At 41.2% G+C, this 22,008-nt stretch carries 23 protein-coding genes; 14 read left to right on the forward strand and 9 right to left on the reverse strand.

Going from position 1 to position 22,008, the window contains the following annotated elements:
• The first annotated feature begins 30 nt into the window (after positions 1-30).
• Entirely contained in the window at positions 31-1,545 is a 1,515-nt protein-coding gene (locus tag LQ216_RS02905) for a coproporphyrinogen III oxidase (RefSeq protein ID WP_230126618.1), read from the forward strand.
• Between the two features lie 271 nt (positions 1,546-1,816).
• Complete coding sequence (locus tag LQ216_RS02910) at positions 1,817-2,629, forward strand: alpha/beta hydrolase-fold protein (RefSeq protein ID WP_230126619.1); 813 nt, start codon at positions 1,817-1,819, stop codon at positions 2,627-2,629.
• Between the two features lie 85 nt (positions 2,630-2,714).
• On the opposite strand, the gene LQ216_RS02915 is transcribed toward LQ216_RS02910, so the two are convergent.
• The gene (locus tag LQ216_RS02915) at positions 2,715-3,578 is read right to left on the reverse strand and encodes a dimethylarginine dimethylaminohydrolase family protein (protein WP_230126620.1); all 864 of its coding nucleotides are present in this window, start codon (positions 3,576-3,578) and stop codon (positions 2,715-2,717) included.
• A 384-nt stretch (positions 3,579-3,962) separates the two neighbouring features.
• On the opposite strand from LQ216_RS02915, the gene LQ216_RS02920 reads away from it, so the two are divergent.
• Complete coding sequence (locus tag LQ216_RS02920; protein ID WP_230126621.1) at positions 3,963-5,576, forward strand: long-chain fatty acid--CoA ligase; 1,614 nt, start codon at positions 3,963-3,965, stop codon at positions 5,574-5,576.
• 223 nt (positions 5,577-5,799) lie between these two features.
• Positions 5,800-6,561, forward strand: a complete 762-nt coding sequence (locus LQ216_RS02925; RefSeq protein ID WP_230126869.1) for an enoyl-CoA hydratase — start codon at positions 5,800-5,802, stop codon at positions 6,559-6,561.
• A 50-nt stretch (positions 6,562-6,611) separates the two neighbouring features.
• Here the strand turns inward: LQ216_RS02925 and LQ216_RS02930 are convergent, their stop codons facing one another.
• Positions 6,612-6,800 carry a YhzD family protein gene (locus LQ216_RS02930; RefSeq protein ID WP_230126622.1) on the reverse strand — a complete coding sequence of 63 codons (189 nt, stop codon included), beginning with the start codon at positions 6,798-6,800 and terminating at the stop codon, positions 6,612-6,614.
• 172 nt (positions 6,801-6,972) lie between these two features.
• Between LQ216_RS02930 and LQ216_RS02935 the strand changes: the two genes are divergently transcribed.
• The 8 genes from LQ216_RS02935 to LQ216_RS02970 all read left to right on the forward strand — a co-directional run bounded on the left by LQ216_RS02935 (position 6,973) and on the right by LQ216_RS02970 (position 16,067).
• Entirely contained in the window at positions 6,973-7,872 is a 900-nt protein-coding gene (locus tag LQ216_RS02935; protein WP_230126623.1) for an ABC transporter ATP-binding protein, read from the forward strand.
• On the forward strand, positions 7,865-9,103 hold the full coding sequence (locus LQ216_RS02940) for an ABC transporter permease (RefSeq protein ID WP_230126624.1): 1,239 nt from the start codon (positions 7,865-7,867) through the stop codon (positions 9,101-9,103). The genes LQ216_RS02935 and LQ216_RS02940 overlap by 8 nt, the downstream gene beginning before the upstream one ends.
• A 67-nt stretch (positions 9,104-9,170) precedes the next feature.
• Complete coding sequence (locus LQ216_RS02945) at positions 9,171-9,326, forward strand: hypothetical protein (protein ID WP_230126625.1); 156 nt, start codon at positions 9,171-9,173, stop codon at positions 9,324-9,326.
• A gap of 475 nt (positions 9,327-9,801) precedes the next feature.
• Positions 9,802-11,040: a DNA repair exonuclease gene (locus tag LQ216_RS02950; protein ID WP_230126626.1), complete on the forward strand. Its 1,239-nt coding sequence runs from the start codon at positions 9,802-9,804 to the stop codon at positions 11,038-11,040.
• On the forward strand, positions 11,041-14,058 hold the full coding sequence (locus tag LQ216_RS02955; RefSeq protein WP_230126627.1) for an AAA family ATPase: 3,018 nt from the start codon (positions 11,041-11,043) through the stop codon (positions 14,056-14,058).
• Between the two features lie 335 nt (positions 14,059-14,393).
• Positions 14,394-14,612, forward strand: a complete 219-nt coding sequence (locus LQ216_RS02960) for a hypothetical protein (protein ID WP_230126628.1) — start codon at positions 14,394-14,396, stop codon at positions 14,610-14,612.
• 228 nt (positions 14,613-14,840) lie between these two features.
• Complete coding sequence (gene yhaM, locus LQ216_RS02965; RefSeq protein WP_230126629.1) at positions 14,841-15,779, forward strand: 3'-5' exoribonuclease YhaM; 939 nt, start codon at positions 14,841-14,843, stop codon at positions 15,777-15,779.
• A gap of 105 nt (positions 15,780-15,884) precedes the next feature.
• On the forward strand, positions 15,885-16,067 hold the full coding sequence (locus LQ216_RS02970; protein ID WP_230126630.1) for a sporulation YhaL family protein: 183 nt from the start codon (positions 15,885-15,887) through the stop codon (positions 16,065-16,067).
• A 71-nt stretch (positions 16,068-16,138) separates the two neighbouring features.
• Here LQ216_RS02970 and LQ216_RS02975 read toward each other — a convergent pair whose 3' ends face one another.
• Entirely contained in the window at positions 16,139-17,014 is an 876-nt protein-coding gene (locus LQ216_RS02975) for a peptidylprolyl isomerase (RefSeq protein WP_230126631.1), read from the reverse strand.
• A 199-nt stretch (positions 17,015-17,213) separates the two neighbouring features.
• Here LQ216_RS02975 and LQ216_RS02980 point away from each other — a divergent pair, with 199 nt between their 5' ends.
• Positions 17,214-17,300 carry a YjcZ family sporulation protein gene (locus tag LQ216_RS02980; protein ID WP_117307906.1) on the forward strand — a complete coding sequence of 29 codons (87 nt, stop codon included), beginning with the start codon at positions 17,214-17,216 and terminating at the stop codon, positions 17,298-17,300.
• A gap of 53 nt (positions 17,301-17,353) precedes the next feature.
• Positions 17,354-17,437 (forward strand): YjcZ family sporulation protein, encoded by an 84-nt coding sequence (locus tag LQ216_RS02985; RefSeq protein ID WP_117307907.1) that lies wholly within the window; start codon positions 17,354-17,356, stop codon positions 17,435-17,437.
• 64 nt (positions 17,438-17,501) lie between these two features.
• Here LQ216_RS02985 and LQ216_RS02990 read toward each other — a convergent pair whose 3' ends face one another.
• The 6 genes from LQ216_RS02990 to serC all read right to left on the reverse strand — a co-directional run bounded on the left by LQ216_RS02990 (position 17,502) and on the right by serC (position 21,969).
• Entirely contained in the window at positions 17,502-17,708 is a 207-nt protein-coding gene (locus LQ216_RS02990; protein ID WP_230126632.1) for a hypothetical protein, read from the reverse strand.
• A 98-nt stretch (positions 17,709-17,806) separates the two neighbouring features.
• A complete protein-coding gene (locus LQ216_RS02995) occupies positions 17,807-18,349 on the reverse strand; it encodes a DUF3267 domain-containing protein (RefSeq protein ID WP_230126633.1) in 543 nt (180 codons plus the stop codon).
• A gap of 295 nt (positions 18,350-18,644) precedes the next feature.
• A complete protein-coding gene (locus tag LQ216_RS03000; protein ID WP_230126634.1) occupies positions 18,645-19,223 on the reverse strand; it encodes an HTH-type transcriptional regulator Hpr in 579 nt (192 codons plus the stop codon).
• A 215-nt stretch (positions 19,224-19,438) separates the two neighbouring features.
• Positions 19,439-19,822: a YtxH domain-containing protein gene (locus LQ216_RS03005; protein ID WP_230126635.1), complete on the reverse strand. Its 384-nt coding sequence runs from the start codon at positions 19,820-19,822 to the stop codon at positions 19,439-19,441.
• Positions 19,823-20,205: 383 nt separating this feature from the next.
• The gene (locus LQ216_RS03010; protein ID WP_230126636.1) at positions 20,206-20,727 is read right to left on the reverse strand and encodes a tryptophan transporter; all 522 of its coding nucleotides are present in this window, start codon (positions 20,725-20,727) and stop codon (positions 20,206-20,208) included.
• A gap of 141 nt (positions 20,728-20,868) precedes the next feature.
• The gene (gene serC, locus LQ216_RS03015) at positions 20,869-21,969 is read right to left on the reverse strand and encodes a 3-phosphoserine/phosphohydroxythreonine transaminase (RefSeq protein WP_230126637.1); all 1,101 of its coding nucleotides are present in this window, start codon (positions 21,967-21,969) and stop codon (positions 20,869-20,871) included.
• Positions 21,970-22,008 lie beyond the last annotated feature (39 nt).

Below are 22,008 nucleotides of genomic sequence, written 5' to 3' on the forward strand. Positions count from 1 at the left end.
CAAATTTTGAATAGTAGTTAGGTGATGATCTTGCGAATTGGAATAAAAGGGCTGGATGATGAGCGTTTCCACCGGCCGCTTCAAAATATAGCCAACTTGTTTTTCGAGGAATCCAAAGTCCTGCTTGCTGCAGACGATTCAGCGGAGCTACAGATTGCGTTCAACTGGCAAGCCTCTGATACAGTTTCGGCGAAAGCTGAGTTGTTCGAGAAAGAAACCGATAAAAGGTATCAAGCCAGCCATGAAATAAAAATCGCACCTGAAAGTACAGATAAAGAGGTATTTAAACAAGTCAAAAGAGCCGTATCCTATGTTTTTGTGAATGTGCTGCAAGACATGACCGGCATCAAGCAAAAATGGGGCATCCTGACGGGCATCCGCCCGACAAAGCTGCTGCATCGAAAAGTAAAGCAGGGTATTTCGCCAAAAATCGCCCATGAGCAATTGCAGGAAGATTATATGATTTCCGAAGAAAAAGTAGCCTTGATGCAAAAAATCGTCGAGCGTCAATTGGATGTAGTACCAGACCTGTATTCGTTAAAAAATGAAGTGAGTATTTATATCGGGATCCCGTTTTGCCCGACCAAGTGTGCATACTGTACGTTCCCGGCGTATGCAATCAATGGCAGGCAGGGTTCGGTTCAGTCGTTTCTCGGCGGTTTGCATTTTGAGATTCGGGAAATTGGCAAATGGATGAAGGAGAATAACATCAAGATCACGACAATCTATTACGGCGGTGGCACCCCGACGAGCATTACCGCTGAAGAAATGGATATGTTATATGAGGAAATGTATGCCTCTTTCCCTGATGTGGACAAGGTAAGAGAAATAACAGTTGAAGCGGGAAGGCCGGATACGATTACGCCAGAGAAGCTGGAAGTGCTGAAGAAGTGGAACATCGACCGGATCAGTGTGAATCCACAATCATATATTCAGGAAACACTGAAGGCAATCGGAAGACATCATACCGTGGAAGAAACGATTGAAAAATTCCATCTTTCCCGCAGTATGGGCATGAATAATATTAATATGGATTTAATCATTGGTTTACCAGGTGAAGCACTGCCAGAATTCAAGATAACTTTGGATGAAACAGAAAAGCTGATGCCGGAATCACTTACGGTCCATACGCTTTCATTTAAACGCGCATCGGAAATGACGAGGGATAAGCAAAAATATCAGGTCGCTTCAAGAGAAGAAGCTGAGAAAATGATGAATGCGGCTGAAAATTGGACGGCAGAACATGGTTACACTCCTTACTATTTATACCGTCAGAAAAACATACTCGGTAACCTTGAAAACGTCGGTTACTCGATTCCAGGGCAGGAAAGCATTTATAACATCATGATCATGGAAGAGCAGCAGACGATAATCGGACTAGGCTGTGGAGCCGCAAGCAAATTTATCGATCCAGTAACCGAAAAAATCACACAATTCGCCAATCCTAAAGATCCTAAATCTTATAACGATCATTTTGAGCATTATACCCATAAAAAGATTGAGATTCTTGAAGAATTGTTTAAGAAAGAAAACTTCCATGCCTGAGCGTATCTGGATCGGTTTTATTGAACAAAATGAATTACACTGAAATTCAGGTTCAAATCACATATGATTTGGACCTTTTATTATTGCTTTTATATCAGTATTTTTCACAAAACAAAGCAATGAAAATACACCTATATAACCTTTTAATTAGCAGGTTACCAATGCTCGGTGTCAACCAGTTTAAATCATGCTTAAACCGATTGCGTTAATTAATTGAACAATAATTATGGTAAATTTGAAATATAAAAATAATGGGAAAGGGGGAATAATTGTGTTAGAAATATTCCCTGTACATATAACTTCGTTCAAACAAGAAAGAATGATTAGAGTATATCTACCTAAAAATTACAAAAAGCAAAGCAAAAGTTACCCCGTATTGTATATGCACGATGGGCAAAATGTCTTTCAGGATAAAGATGCTATCGGTGGAAAATCGATGGAACTTGAAAACTATTTAGATGAAAATGGATTGGAAGTTATCGTGGTCGGAATAGACCAAAATAGCGATGAGCGAATCAATGAATATTGCCCTTGGGTAAATGGTGAATACAGTAAGAGAATATTAGGAAAAGATAGTTCATCAGGCGGAAAAGGGAAACAATATGTGGATTTTATCGTAAAAGAACTAAAGCCGTTAATTGACCATAAATACCGTACGTTAAAAGACCATACTGCAATGGCGGGAATTTCATTAGGAGGACTTATTTCTACATACGCTGCGTGCTGCTATCCTCAAGTATTCAAAAAGGTAGCGGTTGTATCTTCTGCTTTTTATCGTAACCAGGAGGAAATAGAAAAGCTATTACAAGATTCCGATTTGTCATCAATTGAAAGGTTTTACTTAGATTGTGGAACTAAGGAAGCTATAGATAAGGATATAATAAGTAAGGAGTTTTTAGCTTCAAATAAAGTCATTTATGAAATTTTAAGGAAGAAAATAACCAATACAAAGTTTGATATTATTGACGATGCGGAGCATCACTATAAGTTCTTTAGAGAAAGAACTGCTGAAATATTTTCTTTTATGATGTCAGAAAATATAGATAGAGGAGCGACAATAAGTGTTGATCGAACTAGCAAATAATACACAAAAAGAGGTGTTAATTGCACCTATTTTTGTGTATTCAAAACTGAACCAGTTAGCACAATTTCACTGTGGATCTCATTCATCAATGAGACGGTTCCCGTAAAATCGGCATTGTACAGCAACGGAATGAGCCGCCAGATTTGATGATTTCTGTAATGTCGACTTCAATTACTTCAAAACCGCGTTCACGCAGCTTCCTATTCACGTCCTTATTCACGGGGAGGCTGAACACCTTTTTGTTCCCGATCGAAAGTACATTAGTGCCTAATGTAAACTGTTCTTCCTCTGACACTTCAATTAAATGGTATCGCTTTGCAAGGAAGTCTCTTTCCGCCGCACTGATCACCTCCGGAAATATCAAAGCGTCCTCGGGTGACAATATGTTAAATACACAATCCAAATGGAGATATTTCGCTTCGAAGGGAACCGGGATGACTTCGTGATGCGGCATCAATGTTTGTAAATGCTTTATTGAGCCTTCATGTGTCCTGTTGCTGATGCCAACAAAAATTGTATTCCGGTCGATCAAAACATCTCCGCCCTCAATATGATCCTTAACGAGATTGTGATAGAGCAGGTTGTTGTCCTCGAACCATTTTTTCAATACTTGTTCTTCTCCCTGACGAACATCACTGGCCATTTCTGCTACAAACGCAGTTTCTCCAAGAGTAAACCCGATATCGCGGGTGAAAACCTGCTCAGGATACTTGCTGAGAGATGGCAGTAGAGTCACATCAATTCCATGCTGCTTAAGAGCAGAGACAAAACCTTCATGCTGCCTCATCGCCGTTTCAATATGGATTCCTTCATCCTGAAAATGTTTTTGGGTATCATTAATGACCTCGCGAATTGTCATATATTGAGGCTCGCATAGGATCACGCGTTTTAATTCATCATATTCGCTATTGCAATAAGTTTGGGTTGTTTTTTCCTGAGATAAAGACATGTTTTCCTCCTGAGTAATAAATATAACTTTACTATTTCCCTATTTGTAAAAGAAAAAACTTCCTACTAAGATTGAGTTGTAGAAAGGGCCCAATTTACATAAATATATTCCTCTAAAATATGGCTCTGTTAAACGATAATGTTATTTTTGGGAAGGGAATCTGCGAGACTCCTGCGGAAAAACGGGCTGGCAAGACCCCGCAGCGAGGTACGAGTGAGGAGGCTTGCCAGTTCGTCCGCGGAAAGCGAGTAGATTCCATGACCATTTGAAAATCAACAATGGAATTTAACAGAGCCTAAAATATAAAACGAAAAAGGATAATCCAAAAAAAAATCGAATTGAATAAAGGTTGAAAGCGTTTTCTATATAAGGAGGAAAATAAAAATGATGAATACTCCCTTGATTATGACGCAGATGATTGAAAGAGCAGAAAAGTATTTTTCGAAAAAAAAAGTGATATCGCGTACGGAAAGCGGCATTCAAAGATTCACTTACTGCGAGATAGCCGAGCGCACGAGAAGGCTGGCAAGTAGCCTTGAAAAATTGGGAATGAAAAAAGGGGACCGGATCGGCACCCTTGCGTGGAACCATCACCGGCATCTCGAAGCATATTTCGCAATCCCTTGCTCGGGGGCGGTGCTACATACGATTAATTTAAGACTTTCGCCACAGCATGTTTCTTATATCGTGAACCATTCTGAGGATAAATTATTGTTGATTGATGCAGATGTCCTGCCGCTGATTGAAAGCATTCAGGAAGAAATTCAGCACGTTAAAGGATTTATTATTATGACCGATGCAGAAGAACTGCCTGAAACGAAACTGTCTCCTGTATACCATTATGAAAAGCTAATCGCAGAAGGCGATCCTGCACACCCATTCGTTCAGGAAATCGATGAAAATGATCCGGCTGGCATGTGCTATACGTCCGCTACAACCGGTAATCCAAAAGGGGTTGTTTACTCTCACCGTGGGATTGTGCTTCACAGTCTTGGACTGGGCTTGACAGACAATTTGGGCATCGCGGAGAGAGACACAGCGATGCCGGTTGTGCCGATGTTTCATGTGAACGCCTGGGGGCTTCCGTTTGCGGCGGTCTGGTTCGGCAGTAATCTCGTTTTGCCCGGACCGTATTTTACCCCGAAATTACTTGCCGAATTGATTGAATCGGAAAGAGTGACGCTAACCGCAGGCGTACCAACGATCTGGCTTGGCCTCCTGCATGAGCTGGAGGAAAACGAATATGACACAAGCAGCCTCAGGGCGGTAATTTGTGGTGGTTCCGCGGCGCCTAAAAGCATGATCAAAGCGTTTGAGCAAAAACACCAAATTCCCTTTGTTCATGCATACGGCATGACAGAAACAAGTCCGCTTGTTTTTACCTCGTCTCTGAAAAGCTATCATGATGATTTAGAAGAGGAAGAACAGTATGAGCTAAAAGCAAAGCAGGGAATGACGGTTCCGGGCATTGAAATAAAAGTAATCGGCAAGGATGGCGAAGTGAAAGCAGATGGAATAGAAATGGGTGAATTGCTCATTCGTGGTCCGTGGATTGCCAGTGAGTATTACCGGGACGACAGGACTGAAGGTGCATTTAAAGATGGCTGGCTGTATACCGGGGATGTTGTAACTGTTGACGGTGAAGGCTTCGTTAAGATTGTCGATCGGACCAAGGACTTAATTAAGAGCGGCGGGGAATGGATATCGTCAGTAGACTTAGAGAACACATTGATGGCTCATGAAGCAATCTTCGAGGCAGCGGTTATCGCGGTTCCGCACGAAAGATGGCAGGAGCGGCCCGTCGCCTGCGTCGTCCTTAAAGAAGCTTATAAAGATAAGGTAACAAAAGATGAACTGATTGAATTTTTAAGGCCTCAGTTTGCGAAATGGTGGCTGCCGGATGAAGTGTTATTTATGGATGAAATTCCGAAGACGTCAGTGGGCAAATTCCTGAAGAGGGCTCTTCGTGAACAAGTCCAGGATAAGGTGAAACTATAAGAGTGTCTGTTCGAACGGGCAAACAGGTTATACAATAATCGCTAATAGGGGGTGGGATCCCATCCCATCCTCTTTTTATCATTCCTAAAAGTGGGACTTCTCACAATATTCATTTTTTTCTTTATATTTAAGTGAAAGAAACGTTATAATATGGATGAGAAAATTTTTTTGAGGAGGAAGAGCAGTGGGATCCTACGAATCAACTTCGGTTTCTGAGACCATCATGGTAACGTATTCAGAAAGAACGGCTACAGTCGAACTGAACCGCCCTGAAGCTTTAAACGCAATGAATGAGCCAATGCTGCGTGAATTGGTGAGCGTACTTAAGGAAATAACGACGAATGAAGATGTCCATGTTGTTATTTTAAAAGGAAAAGGGAAAGCGTTTTCTTCCGGTGGAGATATCAAAATGATGCTTTCATCCAATGATGAGGCTGATTTTAACTCTTTGATGGATTGCATTAGTGAATTGGTGACAACGCTTTACTTTATGCCGAAGCTTACCATTTGTGGGATTCATGGAGCGGCAGCAGGCCTGGGGTTGAGTGTGGCGCTAGCGACGGATTACATTATTGCCGAGCCTGAAAGTAAAATTGCCATGAACTTCATCGGTATTGGTCTTGTGCCGGATGGAGGCGGCCATTTCTTCCTCGAAAGAAGACTGGGTGAAGTTCGCGCAAAGGAACTCATTTGGGAAGGAAAAGTAATGAGGGCGCAAGAAGCATTCGAAAAAGAATTAATACACGAAGTCGCTTCCGAAACGCTCGATCAAGCCATTGAGACGAAGCTGGAGAAATGGCTGAACAGCCCAATTCAGGCGATGATTAAGACGAAAAAAATCCTCGGTGAAAAAAACCGGCCGCTGTTATTAAAAATGCTTGAACTTGAAAAAAACGCACAGATGAAAATGCGCAGAACAAGCGATCACCAGGAAGGTATCCAAGCATTTGTCGAGAAAAGAAAACCGAATTTTACAGGCAAGTAAAGAAAGCGGCCGGCAGGAAAACTGTCGGCCTTTTTGTTCGCGCTTACATTCTAGCGATGGAAAAGAATCAATTTTCCAGCAGGTGAAGTGCAGCGGTGTGTTTTGTCTTCATAGTTTTTTTCCTTTAGTAAATTCCCACCCAAGTCTTTTGCCTCGTCATCCGTTTCTGCTTGAAATGATTCGTCCAGCAGTTTTTCTCCAGATGGTTCGAATACGGTTAACTTATAAATTCTACTCATAATAATAACCCCTTTTTAATAGTGTAGTTTGTAGTAGATCTTCATGAATCGCCTTTATATTATTTTTACATAATATTCAATAAATTAAAAGTTTTTTTGCAGCCCAGTTTTGAATACTGGTATACTTTAACTGATATGGGAAATGGCCCATTTGCGTAAAGGGGGAATACGAGTGGCACTACAGATAAACAATGTTACGAAAAGGTTTGGGAATTTTACTGCTGTTGATTCTTTAAATTTTTCGATTGCTGAAAAGGAAATGTTTGGCTTCTTAGGAGCAAACGGAGCCGGGAAAACGACAACCTTCCGGATGATTCTTGGTCTTTTAGATCCGACGGAGGGTGAAATAACCTGGAACGGCAGATCTATTGATTATTCAACGAGCCCAATCATCGGTTATTTGCCTGAGGAGCGCGGCTTATATCCAAAATTGAAGGTGCGGGATCAGGTCGTCTATCTTGCAAGATTAAGAGGAATGGATAAGGCGGCGGCAGTGAAAGAACTGGGCTACTGGTTGGAGCGTTTCAAGGTGCCTGAATATATGGATAAGAAGGTTGAAGAGCTTTCAAAAGGGAATCAGCAGAAAATCCAGTTTATTACCTCGGTGATACATAAGCCGAAGCTGTTAATCCTTGATGAGCCATTCAGCGGACTGGACCCGATAAATGTGGAGTTACTTAAAGAGGCTGTGATTGATTTGCGTGAAAAAGGGACGACAATCGTCTTCTCCAGCCATCGAATGGAGCATGTCGAGGAGCTTTGTGAGGATTTATGTATCATGCATAAGGGAAGCCCGGTGGTAGCAGGAAAACTGAAGGATATCAAACGCAGTTTTGGCAAGAAAAATGTTGCGGTTCACGCAGATTTTGATTTAGCGTTCCTGGATGGATTCTCGGGTGTTACAAAATCGAAGACAACAACAGAGGGCAGAGTCCTTCAGGTCACCGGAGAAGACGTTGCCGAGAATATTCTCCGTGAATTGGTGCCGAGAGGATTTGTCAGGAAATTCGAGCTTCAGGAGCCTTCCTTGAATGATATTTTCATAGAAAAGGTGGGGACCACATATGAATAAGTTTTTCATTGTATTGTTCCATACATATGTTTCAAAGCTAAAAACGAAGTCATACATTGTATCTACGATTATCACACTTTTGTTAATTGTAGGACTGGCGAATCTGACAAAGATCATCGATTATTTTGATAAAGAAGAAAAGGACCATATTGGAGTAATCGATCAAACAGGACTCATGTATGATCAGTTAGAAGGGCAAATGCAGGCAATCAATAAAGGTGTAAAGCTTAGGCTGGTTGAGAATGAAGCCTCAGCCAAGAAGCTTGTAAATAGTGATAAACTTACAGGCTATCTGATAATAGAGAATGATTCAACTGAAAAGTTGAAAGGTACTTATAAGTCGAATTCGATCTCGGATTCTACCATAAGCAATGACCTTTTAATGGCGTTGACCAGCGTGAAGAACAATCTGACGGCAGGAGAACTGAAGCTGACATCAGAGCAGCTGGCGGCATTGAATGCACCTGCCGCGTTTGAAAAAGTCGCGCTTGAGAAAAGTGCCAAAACCGAAGAAGAGCTGAATCAGGCCCGCGGTCTTGTCTACATTATTGTATTTTTCATCTACTTTAATGTCATCATGTATGCCAGCATGATTGCCAATGAAGTGGCCATGGAGAAAACGTCAAGGGTGATGGAAATCCTCGTTTCCAGCGTGCCGCCTGTTCAACAGATGTTTGCGAAAATCCTTGGGATTGCCTTGTTAAGCATCACCCAATTGTCATTAATTATCGCAGTAGGCTATGGGTTTATCAAACAAAACATGAATGACATGAATGAAGGGTTTTCTAGTTTTTTTGGTTTCGGCAATACAAGCATTTCAACCATTATATACGCGATCATCTTTTTCTTGCTCGGTTACTTCCTGTACGCGACCCTCGCTGCTTTCCTTGGCTCGATGGTCAGCAGAGTAGAGGATGTGCAGCCGATGATTGCGCCGTTGACTATTCTTGTCATGGTCGGCTTTTTTATTGCGATGTATGGACTTAACGATCCGACATCCAGCTTCATTACGGGAACTTCATTCATTCCGTTTTTCAGCCCGATGATTATGTTCCTGCGGGTCGGCATGATTTCGGTCCCGTTCTGGCAAATCGCGCTCAGTATAGGGATTCTGGTCATTACCATTGTAGTACTTGGGATTTTCGGAGGAAAAGTATACCGAGGCGGGGTTCTTATGTATGGAAGCTCCAAATCTTATAGAGACATAAAGAAAGCCCTGCAAATTAAATAGTAAACTAACTCAGGAGACCTATTCACATCCTGTGAATAGGTCTTTGATGAATGAGGAGGATTCAAATATGAACAGTTGGCTCAACGGTTTTTATGCTTTAGCATTGGGGGTCATCTCATTTTTCACAGGCGAAGTAGTAACATTTGTTATGCTAGGGTTTATTTTAATAAGCCTTAATAATATCCATTCGACTGTAAAGAAAATTTATGAAAAAGACAATTAGCGGATCCTTTAATGATATGTGTATCATAGATCAATTTAAAAATTAATATTATTTGAGAGTTAGATCATGCACTCAATTTAAAGTGACAGGGACCATCGTTTTATGGAGGTTCCTGTCACCTTTCTTTTCTTGAAAGATAAGAAAGTATAACCTTTTTAACTTTGATAGGTGTCTAGCTACAGCGCTCAGCCTCGACGTACAAGACGTACTAGTGCCGACGAAGACATAAGGACGTGGCGATTTTAGTCGGCCTCGGGTCATAAGCCAAACCACTGTTTCACTTTAGGAACTGCCTCCTCGCGGTTCGTCTTATGCCTGTCGGAGGCCCACACGATGTGGGTCAGAACGACGTTGCCACAAGACGTGGCGCTCTTAGTCGTTCTTCCTTATTCTGAGGGCGCTTGCGCTTTTCTTATGTTAAAATATTTTTATATATATGGGTTGTCGGACTGAACATAAGGGAGTGTATCGGGAAGTGGGCAAAATTGTTTTTATACATGGTGCTGATTTGCATTTGGACAGTCCTTTTACGGGATTGAAAAATTTGCCAGGATTTATAATCGAACAGCTGAGGGAAAGTTCGTTTCGGGCATTTCAAAAAATTATTGATGCTGCGATTTTTAATAGTGTTGACTTTATGTTGCTGGCCGGCGATATCTATGATCTTGAAAACCGCAGCCTTCGTACACAGGTGCGCTTTCGTAAAGAGATGGAGAGATTAAGGGAACACCAGATTCCGGTGTATATCATTCATGGCAACCATGATCATTTGGACGGTTCATGGGTACACGTGGATTTACCGGATAATGTTCATGTTTTCCAGGCAAAAGCGGAAGTAAAGCCATTTCGGAAGCAGGACGGGACCACAGTTAATATTTATGGCTATAGTTACCCGAAAAGGCATGTTTCCGAGCGGATCATTTCACAGTACAGAAAACAGGATGATGCTGATTACCATATTGGACTTCTTCATGGCAATCTGGAGGGAAACTCGGATCATAGTCCTTATGCTCCCTTTTCGCCGAATGATTTGGCGGAACAGGATTTTGACTATTGGGCGCTTGGCCATATACATAAGAGACAATTCGTTTCAGAACGTCCGCCGGCGATTTATCCGGGAAATATCCAGGGAAGAAACAGGAAAGAAACCGGAGCAAAAGGATGTTATTTAGTGACAATCGATAACGGTTTGACGGAGCATCATTTCATTGAAACGAGCCCGATTGTCTGGGATTCAGTAAAAATCAACATAAACGGTGACAGCCCGTTCGATAAAATACTCAATGAATGCCGGGATCATCTCGAAGAAATCCGATCCAATGATCAGGCATTTTTGCTAGAGCTAGTGCTTGATATTGAGAATCATGATAATCCTTCTATGTTTACCGATGATTTTCTTGAAGGGCTCTTAGAAAGCCTGCAGGAGGATGAGGATGACAAAGCGGCCTTCGTCTGGCCGCATCGGGTAAGGATCGAAAACGGTTTACGGAGTACGATGCAGAGTATGTCAGAGAATCCATTCTTTAGCGAACTATTTACACTTGCCGGCGACTTTGAAGATATGGATGATGCATTGGGCCATTTATATAAGCACAGAGAGGCGCGGAAATTCCTTGAACCGCTGAATGAAGAAGAAAGTGCGGAGCTTATCAGTGATTCACAAAGGCTCATTATGCTGTTGTTTCAAGATGACACGAGGAAGGGAGGTTTATAAGTGAAAATCAAGGAATTGCATGTGTACGGATATGGCAAGCTTGAAAACAAGAGATTCACTGATATCGGACAGCTGCAGATTTTTTTCGGGGAAAATGAGTCAGGGAAGACAACGATCATGTCATTCATCCATAGTCTATTATTCGGCTTTCCGACTAAGGTCCAAACCGAACGGCGTTATGAACCGAAACTGAATGCGAAATACGGCGGAAGAATCTTGCTACATTCTGATCTTTACGGCGAGGTAAGCATTGAGAGAGTAAAAGGAAAAGCGACCGGAGACGTATCGGTAACTTTTGAAAATGGATCGATTGGAACTGAAGAGGATATTAAAAAGATACTGCAGGGCATGGACAAAAGCTACTTTCAGTCCGTGTTCTCCTTCGATTTACACGGGCTCCACGGCGTGCAAAGCATTAGCGAAGCAACCCTTGGGAAATATTTGCTGTCCGCTGGAATGATCGGCAATGATAAGCTGCTCGAAGCTGAAAACAGGCTGCAAAAGGTACTCGATGCCCGCTTTAAGCCTTCCGGGCAAAAGCCGACCTTAAATGTAAAGCTGAATCAGTTGAAGGATATGCAAGCAAGACTGAAAAAATCAGATGAGGAACAGCGCACCTACACAGAGCTCAAGCTAAAGCAAATAGAGACAGAAGCTGAACTTTCCGAGCTGAAAAATAAAGTCGTAAAGAACGAAGACACACTATGGAAATACCAGGAGTTCCTAAGAACCCGGCCGCTTTTTGAAGAAAAACAGACATTGCAGGCAAGGCTGTCCGAATTCGGCGATGTCCCTTTTCCAACCGATGGCATCAAGCGACTTGAACAGCTTCTGGCCATGAAAATACCAAACGATGCCCAGCTTTCCGCTTTGGACCAGAAAAAGCAAGAAAACGAATCTAACACAAAAGAATTGAACATTTCTCCATACTTAACTGCCAACAAAGAAAAAGTTGCAGCGTTTCTTGAGAAATCACCTTTTCTAGAAAGCAAGCAGATAGAAAGAAACAAGCTTGAACAGACTCTTCATTCAAAACAAAGAGAAAAGCAAAAATATATGAACGATTTGAACATGGACATGCCGGATGAAGAAATCATGAAGCTGGATACAAGCACATTTACGACTGAAAAGGTAAAAGAGCTAGAACGGGAAAAGCATCGATTGAAGAGCGAGCGAATCCGAATCGATGAGAAGTATAAACAAGAAAAAAATCGCCTTGAACTAACGGAAGCAAGAATGAAGGAGCTTTCAGAAAGCCGCCTCCCGGATGAAGAAAGAAAGCGACTGGAGAGGGAAGAAAGTTCGCAAAGAAATGAAAGCTATGCAAGCCTGAAAAAAGAAATCCTGGAAGAACAAATCGCCGAGTTGACAAAAAAACATGCCCAGGCGGCCGCGAAAAAACAAGGCAATCAAAAGAGAAACAATATGATGACGACCTTGCTGGCAATGATTTGCCTGGGAATAACGGTTTATGCCTGGATAGGCGGACAGTTCCTTTTAGGGACAGTTTCTGCCTTATTCGCTGTCATCGCGATCGTATCACGTTTTTTTATCAATCAAAATGACGTGCTGTTGGATTTAAAGCAACAATTGGCTGAAGCTGAAAATAAGAAAAGGGAATACGAACAGCAGGCTAGTTCAGGACAAATCAAGGATCAAGCTTCCATCCGCCACCTTTTGCAAAGAGAGACGGAAACCCAGCAGCAATTGCTTGCCGAAAGCTTCAAACTCAAAGATAGAACAGCTGCTTTCGATGCGGTGTTACAGGAATCGGAAAGCTGGGAAACAAGCTGGAATGAAATCCATAAAGAACTGGATGCTCTCATGAAAAAGTGGAACATGCCATTGCATTCAAAGGAGGATTTCCATGCTGGAGCGGTTCTGGAAATGTTGGTGAATTTAAAGCATACCACTTTGGAATCTGCAGAGTTATGGAAAGAGCTAAATCAGCTGACTAAAGATATAACTGAACAAGAGCGAGAACTGCTCAACATTTCTGAACAGCTTGGGTTGCGAGCTGCAAATTGGCGGGAAGCAACGATCAAAATCAAAGAGGCCCAAAACGTGCACCAAGACCAATCCTTACAGCTCAAACAATACTCGCAAGAAAAGAAGCAGCAGGAGGCAGAAACAGAAAGATTGCGTTCAGAATCTGCGTTCTTATCGGCAGAGGTGAACCAGCTGTTCCAGTCAGCCCTCGTGGAAACGGAAGAGGAATTCCGAAGAAAAGCGATTCTTACCGAAGAAAAGGAAAAAATAGAGAACAGCCTTCTTATGATTTCTGCTCAGCTTGAAAATGTGACACTTGAGCGAGAAGATTACGAAGCCTTTTCAAACTCAAAGGTGAGCAATTACACGGTTGAAACCCTTGAAGCGGAAAGAAAGAACATGCTGGGCGAACAATCGGTATTATTGGAGCGGTTATCCGATTTAAAGCATCAAATCAAACAGCTGGAAGAGGGGGGCACATATAGTGTACTGCTCTATCAATTTAATGAAGCAAAAGCTGCCTTCAATGAAGAGGCTAGGGAATGGTCGAAGTATGCCCTTGCAAAAAGCTTATTGGACAAAACGATTGCCACCTTTAAACGGGAACGGCTGCCCAAGGTGATTGTTCAGGCGGAAGACTATTTATCTTTTTTAACCGATGGGGAATATAAAAGAGTCTTGCTTGGTGAGACTGTTGATGGCCTCTATTTGGAACGTTTTGACGGGCTTCGTTTTGAAGCGGGGGAGGTCAGCCGTGGAACGGCGGAACAGGTATATGTATCACTGCGACTAGCCCTTGCCCATCATATGTTCCCGGATGAGGGCTTCCCGATTCTAATCGATGACAGCTTTGTTAACTTTGATGGAAACCGTACCCTTAATATGATTAAGCTGCTGCAGAAAATTTCAGAAACCCGGCAGGTCATCTTTTTTACCTGTCATGAGCATTTGCTAGCACACTTCAATAGCCGGCAGATAACGGTGCTAGAAAGAGAAAACAACGCGGTGCACAATGAAGTCAAGAGCTAAATCATGCTTTGGACCAGATTGCGGCCCTGGGGGACTATTTACAAATTGAGACATTTTCACTTAAAAATGAAATGTCTATCAATATATTGAATGAAACGTACATATAGTTAGTATAAAAGAATAATTTAATAAGTGAGTGTTTTCATGGATTTATCCCGCTTTAACGGGCAGTAAGACCCCCACTTCAAGACTTGGATGGAAAACAAGGATAAGTGGGGGAACAACTGCCCGTAAAAGTCCGATTGGTTCAACTAACCATCGGTGGGGGATGAACCGATGGAAGTTTCACTTTATATGCTGTTCTTATTCGATGTGATTCTTCGTTAAACCTTGTCATGGAGAATGAATTCCCTGGCACAAGATGCGTCGGTGGAAAATATTCACCTGGCAAGCATGTCATCACTTTATATAAGAAAGACATTGAGATTCAATGCAAAAGATTGCTCGGCTCGCTTGAGCGTTTGGAAGAGTATACATGGATTATTTTTGCCCATGAGCTTGGACTTGGATCTTCCATCCATAAGCGATCAACTGTTTCATTCACACGACAGTGACACATTATTCAAGATTGAAAGGAACGCTTGGGATATTGCGGAAAGATTAATTCCGTTTATCGATGCTCAGCTTTTTGAAAAGGTCCGAAGCGAGTCCTTGGATTATCAAAAAAAGACCGTTTGTCAACGGAGCAGACAGCCTAGAGTGTGTGAGGCTGTCTTTTCTTTAGCATATCGGAAATGCAGCATGGTATAATGCTGTTATTGAATGAATTCGGAGGTAGACATATGGAAAAAGGGATTATTCATTATGGAATTGGTGATTCAATAGATACATATATGTATATTAAAAGCAGTACAAAGGCTGTTGCCAGCAACGGGAAGCCTTTCTTGACTTTAATTCTTTCTGATAAAACCGGAGAGATAGAAGCAAAGCTTTGGGATGTGTCAGAGGATGACGAAAAAAGCTTTGTGGGAGAAAGTGCGGTAAAGATTCAGGGAGAAATCCAAAATTATCGCGGCAGAAGCCAGTTGAAAATCCGGACTATCCGTCTTACTACTGAGTTGGATTCTATCAATATATCGGATTTGATCCAAACGGCGCCATTAAGCCAGGAAGTAATGATGGAGAAAGTCACCCAATTTATTTTTGAAATGAGAAATCCCAATATACAGCGGATTACGAGACATTTGCTGAAGAAATACCAAGACGATTTCCTAACCTTTCCGGCAGCGACGAAAAATCATCATGAATTTTTATCGGGCCTTGCCTATCATGTCGTAAGCATGCTGGATCTGGCAAAAGCAATAGCTGATTTATATCCAAAGCTTGATAAGGATTTGCTTTACGCTGGCGTTATTCTTCATGACCTTGGAAAGGTAATCGAGTTATCAGGCCCTGTTTCAACCGTTTATACAGTAGAAGGCAACCTGATCGGGCATATTACGATCATGGTGAATGAAATTGGCAAAGCGGCAGATGAGCTTGGTATTAACGTCGAAGAAATCATGATTCTACAGCATCTGGTCCTGTCCCATCACGGCAAGGCCGAATGGGGAAGCCCAAAACCTCCGCTCGTAAGGGAAGCGGAAGTGCTTCACTATATTGATAACATTGACGCAAAGATTAATATGATGGACCGGGCCCTTGAGAAAGTGAAGCCGGGAGAGTTTACGGAGAGGGTGTTTGCCCTGGAAAACCGGTCATTTTATAAACCGAAGTTTTAATGAAATATGCTTCTTCTCGAGTCAAAGAGGGGAAGCATATTTTTTTTGATCCAAGCATATTCTTAAGTAATGATATGGGACAGACTTCCCGAAAGGAGAGAATTTATGACAATTTGGATTTGGGCGGTTTTGGCTGGAATAATCGTGAGCGCCATCATGGCTGTTAGAACTGCGAGGCAGGAAAGAAAAGTGGAAGATGATTTTATCGAACAAGAAGGACAAAAATATATCGAAAGAATGAAGGAAGAGAAGGAAAAGAAAAAGAATGACATGCAGCAAGGGGCATAAATATGACCCTGCAAACAAAAAAAGAACTGCCCTCTGTATAGAAGAAGGGCAGTTCTTTTTGTGAACATGGCTTATTGCTGTGGAGCTTCCTGTGGAGCAGCTTCCGCTTCTGGCTTCAATGCTTTATCTAAATCTTTATCCTTCACTTCGACATCAGCGCTCTTTAATTCTCTATCCATTGCTTTTTGTACTGCGGCTTCATCAAGTTTGGCCGACTTTAGATCACGCTCAATATCTTTCTTCATCTTTTCATATGACTCCAGTTTCTTTCTATCAAGAAGCTGAATAACATGATAACCCATTTCTGATTTTACTGGAGCGCTGATTTCATTTTTCTTTAGTGCATATGTTGCATTTTCAAATTCAGGAACCATTTTGCCTGCTCCAAACCAGCCCAAATCTCCGCCTTGTTCAGCAGATCCCGGATCCTGGGAATATTCTTTGGCAAGCTCTTCGAATTTTTCACCTTTGTCCAGCTTTTGCTTAACTTCTTTTGCAGTTTTTTCGTCAGCTACAAGAATGTGCCTAGCGTGAACTTGATCCTTAAGGGTAGCGTAGTGTTCTTTCATTTCTTTCTCTGTAACCTTCACGTCTTTAAGGGCAGCTTTCTCTTGAAGCACGCCGATTTTCATTGAACGTTTAAGAGCTTCTTCATCTTCATAGCCGGCTTGCGTAAGGGCCATCTCAAAGTTATCACCCATTTGCGCTTTAAGATCCGCTACTCTTTCATCCAACTCTTCATCGGTTACCTTATATTTTTCCGAAAGAACCTGTTCATACACAAGCTCTTGTAAAACTTGCTCTCCGTGTCTTTCTTTCATTGCGTTATATAGCTCGTCTTTCGTAATATCTCCAGCTTTTGTTTCAACAACGGCCTCTCCGCCGCCGCAAGCAGTCAATCCAATTAAACCAGCTGTTACCGCGATTGATAATGCCAATTTCTTCATTAAAAACAACTCCTGTTTTTATATTCGTGTTTGTTATTAAATCCACAAAACCTACTATAACATAAAACAGGCTCATTTAAAAAAATAATTATCGTGCATGATATTCGCGGATGAAATTTTTAAAAAATGGGTGAATGACCTACCCAAAGTCTAGGACTTTACATATGATGTAACGAAAATAACAAAGGAGGTATGTAAAATGAGTGAAGGCTATAACAATGGCTTTGCTTTATTAGTGGTACTGTTCATTTTATTAATAATCGTGGGAGCGGCTTATTGCTGGTAAATAAATGCGCTTGAACGTTACGGAGTTTCTTTCTTTAGGAAGGAGGAAAAACAATGTCTGGTGGATACAACGGCGGATTCGCTTTGCTTGTAGTTCTTTTCATTCTCTTAGTCATCATTGGAGCTTCCTGGTTCTAATATAGGCATCAAAAAAAAGAAGCGCAGCCCGCGCTTCTCTTTTTTGATTTTATAAATCGTATTCCTATGTAAAGGATATCTCAATATAAGAAGATAATAGCAGGATTGTAATTAAGATATTAATTGTACGGAATACCTTTGGCTGCCGGTCTTCAGGAATTTCTTTTTGAAGACATAAAGTGTTAGTCAGTCTATTTATATTGTATAGAATGACGAATGAAAAAAGAATGAAAAAAATTGAAACCACTTCCTGAATCCCTCCTGACGACATTCAATGTATACTAACGATACCAAATATCGGTTGAAAAAGATAGAATAAAAGTTTGGATTTGTTGGACAGTAAGAACAAAAGCTTAGGACATGGAGCGATTAATCTCTTCTGATCAGGATAGCGTAGCCTTCCTCATTTTCTTCGATAAACGATCTGGTCGGTGAGCCGATGACGTTTTTAAGGGAAATGAAGTCTGCGACACAAATTCCGGCATGAAGGGAAAGAAGAATCGTGAAATAATGGGCATAATGTGTAAATATAACCGCACAAAGTAGCAAACTTATTGAAACGACCATAAAAGGCATTAATAACACAAGTAAAAAAAACTGCTTAGAAATGAGGCTGTCAACTTTAACTTTACATACAGGAACCATTCCCCATTTATAATGGACTTCGGCTTTTAGTTTTTCACTATGCAAAGATAATGGCAAGTAATGCAATACCTTATGGACAGGGTATAAGGATAAAACGGAAATAGCGAATAATAGCGAATGATCATCAAAAAAATGAGTTTCCTTAAACAGTACACTAATCAATGTATAAAGGGAGACAAAGGAGATTAACATCGTTAACAATGATAATACTAACATTTTCTGGTTTCCGTACTGTCTCGTTAAGTTGATAGACTTCCAGCAATTCATAAGGCGAAATCAGCCCTCCATAGGTACAATGTTTCTTGGAGATAAAATACCTACATACCATACGACGAATCAGAGAAAAAATCAATAGGAATTTTACTTATCAGAAGTGGTCTGCAAAAGTGATCAAGTGGTGAAGAAAAAAGCGGAAATTATGTAGATTCCATTAAGGGAATGTGAAAAGATGAACAATTGCTTGTAACAGAAAAAGCGGAAACGTTTATCCGCTTTATGGAGAAGCCTGGACCAAGGAGTATATGATAATGCCTTCTAAGAAAATATCATCCTATGAAAATGATTAAACAGGTTCAGTTGCTTTTTCTATCTTTTTTTTTAGAATCTTGCCATCTTCAACTGCAAATTGGTCATCAATATTCGAAAAAGACCGTTCAAAGATTTCCATAAAATCTTCTCCGTATATATTCCTGATAACCGCCATCATTTCAATCATCTCAGGAAATTTTCCATAAAGTTCACGAAGGGGAAGAGCGCCGGAGAAAACGGAGTTGTTAGCTGGATCATATGTTTCCATCAAGCTGAGCAGGATATTTTCCCCTTCCTCGGTAATTTCAATGTAAGTATTTCTTTTATCATTTTCTTTTTTTGAAAAAGCCAAAAGACCGCGTTCCTCTAATTTTTTCGAAAAATTAAACGCGGTGGAAACATGCATAACCCCAAATTTGGCAACATCTGAGATAGAGGCCCCGTTTAAATGGTAAGCAATCCATAATATATGATGCTCATTGATATTTAAATCGAATGGTTTGATCCATTGCTGCCAATCTTTTTCGATGGTTTTCCACAAAGCTTTGCTCAATTGAGCAACTCTCTGGCTAAAAATCATTGCATCTTTGACAGAATAATTTTTCTCCTGCATGAACTGGCTCACCTACTTTTAAAAATTCTCTCTTTTATTATGACAATAAAGTAAAAATTAATAAAGATAAATTTGCGAAATTTTTAGAAATTTTAAGAAAGTTACTTGTTTTTACTCCTTTTAGGAGGAGGAGGTTGCGAGCTTTGTGATTATCTGTATGTAATAAAAGTTCCGGGCAGCACGAGTGAATCGGTCTGTCTGCCCGGATGTTCAAACTACTTGTCAGCAGGCTTGTTCATAATCGGAGACGCTGCAGCGGTTGTCTCTAATTCGCCGATAGCTGTTTCAATTTCGCCGATTCTTTCGGTTAACTCCTGCTTATTAGGTTCTATCTCTTGCTTCCAATTTTGAATAAGAACCTTAACGTCTGCAATAAAGGTTTGAATGGAATCTTTACTTATATTCGTGGCCTCCATAGTCTCTTGCTTAATGTCCATCAGACGATCTTTCACTTCCATGAGTATTGCCGTCATTTCTTCTTTTTGATCTCTGATTCTGGTTCGTAGCTGCTGTCCGGAAGAAGGTGTAGTAAGCATAGTTGCCACACTTGCGATAACTGTACCTGTAAGGAATCCCATCATAAACGCTTTTGCCTTCATTTCAAATCACCTCTGGTTAAAGTTTTTTACTGCGTAGAGAGCGTTATAGTTAATGTTTATGGATTTTTCGAAAAGCCCCAATTCCTTCAATGGCTATTTTTCTTAAAATACCATAATTTTCATGAAGAGGGAAACAAATTATTCTTTATATCTTATATCACAAAAACTTTAATTTAAACGTCAACTCCAACTATTTAGTATTTAAAAATAATGAGTCTTTCATATTGTCATTTATGTCGAAAGATTGGCAAATGAGGTGTGGCAGTTTATGTAGATGCTAAATGGAAATTGGAACAGAGGGGCTGTTTCTTAAGATTTGAGGGAAACTCAGAGGTGAGAATATATGAAAGACACCGGAAATGATAACCGGTGTCTTCTGAGTATTATTGCACGTGTGCTGTAATATTTGATTTTTTTAGTATTCTGCTGACGATCGGATAGAGGATGACGATTATAATCGTATTTATAAGAGCGGCTGGCAATACTGTGCCGCCAAACAGGACTACAAAGGCTCCAGGCAATCCGAAGAGGAAGTAAGCGGAACCGAGGAAGACGATCCCTGAAAGTAACGTTCCGATTGCGGTCAGCGCTCCGACAGTAATCGTTGAGGTAGCATATTTTTTCAATGCCATCAGCATGAAATAAAATACAAACGCTGTAATAAATTTATCTATAATGTTTGGGAGGAATCCTCCAGGAAAGTTCGTAGTCAATCCTGATATCACTCCGCTCGCAATCGCGACAAGGAAAACATTCTTTTTCTCAGGAAACAGGACAATCGCTAAAAATGTCATGGTAAGCATGATATCCGGTTTCATTCCTAGGACCAACCCTGGAATCAGCACGTGTAACGCAGCTCCCATCCCAACCAAAAGGGATAGTGATACAAGTACTTTCGTATTCATTTCTCATCTCTCCTATTCTCAGCTCATATATATTTGGCTTCCCCAGCAGTGCACTCATTGCCTGATGCAGGAAGTTTGGAATCAGTATATCATGCCTTGCGATTTTTTTGAACAATTTTATCTTGATTCATCGGAAAATTTTTACTTCACAACAGCAGCCGAATATGTTTCTTGGAATTTCTTCATGAAATCAGCAAGCTCTGCGCAGTGTGATAGCGGTACGGCGTTATAAATCGAAGCGCGGCAGCCGCCTACTGAACGGTGGCCATTTAAGCCGACAAACCCAGCAGCTTTTGCCTGATTCAGGAACAGTTTCGTAGCATCGTCATCCGGCAATGTGAAGGTCACATTCATGTGTGAACGGCTGTCAGGACGTGCATGTCCCTGATAAAAACCTTCACTGTTATCGATGGCATCATAGATGAGCTTCGCTTTTGCGGCATTCACTTCTTGAAGTTTTTCGACTCCGCCTTGTTCTTTCGCCCATTCCAATACAAGAGAAAGCAAGTAAATCGCCAGAGTAGGCGGTGTATTATACAGAGAATTACTTTTTATATGGGTTTCATACTGCAGCATGGTTGGCAACTGAGTAAGGGAGCTGTTCACCAAATCCTTACGAATAATCACCACCGTGACCCCCGATGGACCGAGATTTTTTTGGGCGCCTGCATAGATCAGCCCGAATTTGCTTACATCTATTTTTTTGCTCAATATATCACTGGACATGTCAGCGATAAGAGGGACATCCTCCACCTTGGGATAAACTTTCCACTGGGTGCCGAAGATTGTATTATTCGTCGTTATATGCAAGTAAGCTGCGTCTGACTCATAAGTAATTTCATCTGGAGTGGGAATGTACGTGTAATTCGATTCTTTAGCAGATGCTGCAATCGCCGTGATGCCGATCTTCTCAGCTTCTTTCAAAGCCTTTTCTGACCATGAGCCTGTTAGGACATAATATCCCTTTTTCTCCGGCTGGAGTAAATTCATCGGCACCATGGAAAATTGCAGGCTGGCTCCTCCCTGCAAGAATAGAACTTCATAATCATCGGGTATCTCCATAAGTTCCTTCAAAAGCTTAATCGCTTTATTATGAATGCTTTCAAATGTGTCACTCCGGTGGCTTAATTCCATTACGGACATCCCTGTTTCCTGGATATTCAGCCATTCACTCTGAGCTTTGTGTAAAACGGCCTCAGGAAGTGCAGCCGGTCCGGCATTAAAGTTTAGCGCGCGTTTCAAATTGATTCCTCCTTCACAGTAATGCATTAAAGTGCGAAA

Origin of the sequence: Bacillus sp. CECT 9360 (genome assembly GCF_918741275.1) — a bacterium.
Classification (GTDB): domain Bacteria; phylum Bacillota; class Bacilli; order Bacillales; family DSM-1321; genus Peribacillus.

Bases quoted from the DNA above. Each gene is read 5' to 3' on its own strand.
- LQ216_RS02915 (WP_230126620.1), bottom strand. From the start codon at position 3,578: ATGTCTTTATCTCAGGAAAAAACAACCCAAACTTATTGCAATAGCGAA.
- LQ216_RS02920 (WP_230126621.1), top strand. From the start codon at position 3,963: ATGATGAATACTCCCTTGATTATGACGCAGATGATTGAAAGAGCAGAA.
- LQ216_RS02925 (WP_230126869.1), top strand. From the start codon at position 5,800: ATGGTAACGTATTCAGAAAGAACGGCTACAGTCGAACTGAACCGCCCT.
- LQ216_RS02930 (WP_230126622.1), bottom strand. From the start codon at position 6,800: ATGAGTAGAATTTATAAGTTAACCGTATTCGAACCATCTGGAGAAAAA.
- LQ216_RS02940 (WP_230126624.1), top strand. From the start codon at position 7,865: ATGAATAAGTTTTTCATTGTATTGTTCCATACATATGTTTCAAAGCTA.
- LQ216_RS02945 (WP_230126625.1), top strand. From the start codon at position 9,171: ATGAACAGTTGGCTCAACGGTTTTTATGCTTTAGCATTGGGGGTCATC.
- LQ216_RS02960 (WP_230126628.1), top strand. From the start codon at position 14,394: ATGGAGAATGAATTCCCTGGCACAAGATGCGTCGGTGGAAAATATTCA.
- yhaM (WP_230126629.1), top strand. From the start codon at position 14,841: ATGGAAAAAGGGATTATTCATTATGGAATTGGTGATTCAATAGATACA.
- LQ216_RS02970 (WP_230126630.1), top strand. From the start codon at position 15,885: ATGACAATTTGGATTTGGGCGGTTTTGGCTGGAATAATCGTGAGCGCC.
- LQ216_RS02975 (WP_230126631.1), bottom strand. From the start codon at position 17,014: ATGAAGAAATTGGCATTATCAATCGCGGTAACAGCTGGTTTAATTGGA.
- LQ216_RS02980 (WP_117307906.1), top strand. From the start codon at position 17,214: ATGAGTGAAGGCTATAACAATGGCTTTGCTTTATTAGTGGTACTGTTC.
- LQ216_RS02985 (WP_117307907.1), top strand. From the start codon at position 17,354: ATGTCTGGTGGATACAACGGCGGATTCGCTTTGCTTGTAGTTCTTTTC.
- LQ216_RS02990 (WP_230126632.1), bottom strand. From the start codon at position 17,708: ATGTCGTCAGGAGGGATTCAGGAAGTGGTTTCAATTTTTTTCATTCTT.
- LQ216_RS02995 (WP_230126633.1), bottom strand. From the start codon at position 18,349: ATGAATTGCTGGAAGTCTATCAACTTAACGAGACAGTACGGAAACCAG.
- LQ216_RS03000 (WP_230126634.1), bottom strand. From the start codon at position 19,223: ATGCAGGAGAAAAATTATTCTGTCAAAGATGCAATGATTTTTAGCCAG.
- LQ216_RS03005 (WP_230126635.1), bottom strand. From the start codon at position 19,822: ATGAAGGCAAAAGCGTTTATGATGGGATTCCTTACAGGTACAGTTATC.
- LQ216_RS03010 (WP_230126636.1), bottom strand. From the start codon at position 20,727: ATGAATACGAAAGTACTTGTATCACTATCCCTTTTGGTTGGGATGGGA.